This is a genomic window from uncultured Campylobacter sp., assembly GCF_938045405.1.
In the GTDB taxonomy this organism is placed as follows: domain Bacteria; phylum Campylobacterota; class Campylobacteria; order Campylobacterales; family Campylobacteraceae; genus Campylobacter_B.
Map to the genome: position 1 here is coordinate 1 of NZ_CALIMW010000062.1, position 2,535 is coordinate 2,535.

The 2,535-nt window shown below is 45.8% G+C and carries 4 protein-coding genes and 1 pseudogene; 3 read left to right on the forward strand and 2 right to left on the reverse strand.

All coding sequences use genetic code 11. The features are described from left to right. Positions 1-392, forward strand: a 392-nt coding sequence (locus Q0140_RS02185; RefSeq protein WP_297961287.1) for a cytidylate kinase family protein, incomplete at its 5' end; no start/stop codon positions are given. Between the two features lie 464 nt (positions 393-856). Further along, entirely contained in the window at positions 857-1,216 is a 360-nt protein-coding gene (locus Q0140_RS02190) for a tetratricopeptide repeat protein (RefSeq protein ID WP_297961290.1), read from the forward strand. Positions 1,217-1,449: 233 nt separating this feature from the next. Here the strand turns inward: Q0140_RS02190 and Q0140_RS02195 are convergent. Further along, positions 1,450-1,608: pseudogene (locus Q0140_RS02195) on the reverse strand (flagellar basal body rod C-terminal domain-containing protein); the annotation flags it as partial. On the opposite strand from Q0140_RS02195, the gene Q0140_RS02200 reads away from it, so the two are divergent. After that, positions 1,603-1,740, forward strand: coding sequence for a hypothetical protein (locus Q0140_RS02200; protein WP_297961293.1), 138 nt, complete (start codon positions 1,603-1,605; stop codon positions 1,738-1,740). The pseudogene Q0140_RS02195 and the gene Q0140_RS02200 sit on opposite strands and share 6 nt — an antisense overlap. Before the next feature lie 309 nt (positions 1,741-2,049). Here Q0140_RS02200 and Q0140_RS02205 read toward each other — a convergent pair whose 3' ends face one another. Continuing rightward, positions 2,050-2,259 carry a hypothetical protein gene (locus tag Q0140_RS02205; protein ID WP_297961296.1) on the reverse strand — a complete coding sequence of 70 codons (210 nt, stop codon included), beginning with the start codon at positions 2,257-2,259 and terminating at the stop codon, positions 2,050-2,052. Between the last annotated feature and the right edge of the window lie 276 nt (positions 2,260-2,535).

The window sequence follows — 2,535 nt, forward strand, 5'->3', positions numbered from 1 at the left end:
TACTTCAGGCAATATCGCACAACGAGCTAGCCAATGAGCAAAAGCGCGATCGTATTGTAGCAATCTACGAGAAGATCGTCTCGGGCGGCAACGTTATAGTGCTTGGACGCTGCGCGGGGTTTTTCTTGCGCGGACATCCGGATCTGCTGACGGTATTTTTACGCGCGAGCGATGAGTTTAAGCTCGCCAGATTAGAAAAAGAGGGCCATACCGACGCGCGCGAGTATATGGAAAACAGCGATGCAGGCAGGATGAGCTTTCATCAATACTACACCAACCAAGTCTGGGGCGCGTCCGCAAACTACAATATCTGCATCGACACGTCGTATTGCGGCATCGATAATGCGGTAAATATCATCGAGTATCTAGTAAAAAACTGCGGCAAGAATTGAAATTTTAAAATTCCGCAGCGGACGCGGTAGCGAGGCGACATTGCTGCGACGATGAGGTTATCGGTGGCGACGAAATTATATTGGCACGGATCGCTGCGGGCGGCGCGGCATAGTAGCGGCAACGAGATTATGTCGCTGCGGCATTGCTACGGCGAAATTTTACGCTAAGATTTAGGGAAACATGATGGCAGCAGCGATACGATCTTATGCGTGGCAAATTTTCCGTGGTTATCGGCGGCAAATTTCTGGGTGCAAGCGAGCAAATTTACGGGTTTTTGCGGCGGCGTTTGGCGCTCAATTTACCCTAAATAGGCTAAATTTGACGGCTTTCTTTACGGTGCGATTTTGAGCAAACTCGGCAACAACCAGGCTTGCTCGAATTTCAAACCTTTAACGTCAATTTACCTTTTTTTTAATGCTAAATTTTATAAAATACCGATAAAAATTTTGGTAGGAGTAAATTTATGAAAAGATTAATCGCGGCGCTCGCCTGCGCTATGGTTTTGTTTGCGGCGGGTGAGGATATAGGGGAGTTGCAAGAAGCGTGCGACGACGGAAATGCAATTAGTTGCGGTTCCCTCGGATTTTTATATGTAAAGGGTCAGGGCGTAAAGCAGGACTATAAAAAAGCGAGCGAACTATTTTCTAAAGCTTGCGATATGGGATATGCAGACGGTTGCTATAATCTCGGGGTTTTATATGATAACGGACAAGGCGTAAGACAAGATAAAAGAACGGCAAAAGAGTATTTCGGTAAGGCTTGCGATTTAGGCGATCAGGGCGGTTGTAATAATTATAAAATCCTAAACGAGCAAGGATGGTGAGTTAGGCGCGCAAAAATGCGGTAAATCCAGGTAAATTGAGCCGCCTTGACGCCTCAAAAAATCGCGGCGTCCGTAAATTCAGTCCGAATTTTGCTCAAATTTAGCTTTCGCGAGCCGCAGTATAAGATCACCGCTCAAATTTAACTCCCTAACGGCAAAAGCGGGTCAAATTTAAAAAGCCGCCTAACCCGAAATCCGCAAGGCAGTTTCAGGCGCGGCAGCGTAAATTTAGTCTAGTTTAGGCTATTTACGATCGAGAGCATATCGTCGCTCGTCGTGATCGCCTTTGAGTTGGCCTCATACGCGCGCTGAGCCGTAATGAGGTCGATCATCTCCTCGACTAGCCGGACGTTGCTCATCTCGACAAATCCCTGCCTGATTGTGCCGTGGCCGTCGAGCTCTGCCGTGCCGACTGCGACCTAGCACAGATCCCATTCGGCGAGCTGGTGCAGGGCGAGGGGGTCATATACGTGCAGATCTGCGAGAAATGCGAGGTTTTGGGCGGCTGCTTTCAGTGCACGTGAGGGTTAAAATCAAAATTTTAGCTAAAGCGCGTCAAATTGCATTTAAAGATGGATAGAATTATAATGCTGTCCTTTTTGATCTGAAAAAGTACCACATAGCTTTTAAAGATCATCTCTCTGACGTCGTTTCTGTTTTGCTTTAAATTTTTTCTAAAGCGATACGGCATAAAGGGGATTTTTTCGATTTCGTTTTGAGCTCGCGCATAAAATCATCAGCCCGAGCTTCGCTGTGCAAAGCTATGAAACTGGCGATATTTTCGAGTTCGCTCACAAAATTTTCAGAGTATAAAATTACCACGCGAGCCCTTTTTAGGCTAGCCTTTCTTTTATCTCATCATCGTTATAAAGCTTCAATTCGCCTTTGTCCGATCGATCTATTATCTCGTCGAGCCTTTTTTGATCGGATTCGCTTAGCATAGGTTCGTCGCAAACTATAGTCGCCGTCGGATCAAGTAGCAGCAAAGCCTTTATAGCTTTTATGGTATTATCGTTTTGTGTCTGTATATTGATCGTCGCCATCTTAGCTCCTTTGCGTTTTATTTTACTAAAAAATTTTAAAATGCAGCTTTCGTAAAATTTTAAAATAGCTTCATACTGCCTAAATTTGATTAAAAGGAATTTACGGGTCATTGGCTTGGGTAAAAAAAGGGGGCACAGGGCGCGGGCTAAATTTTAATTTACAGCCAAATTTAGCCCGCCCGCATAGACTGCAAAACGCTATCTACTCGCTAAGCGTCTCGGCGACGTGATCCCAGCCGAGCACTCTAGCATAATCGAGCGCGGTTTTGCCGTGGA

Excerpts from the sequence above, each read along its gene's own strand:
- Q0140_RS02190 (WP_297961290.1), top strand. The coding sequence starts at position 857 with ATGAAAAGATTAATCGCGGCGCTCGCCTGCGCTATGGTTTTGTTTGCG.
- Q0140_RS02205 (WP_297961296.1), bottom strand. The coding sequence starts at position 2,259 with ATGGCGACGATCAATATACAGACACAAAACGATAATACCATAAAAGCT.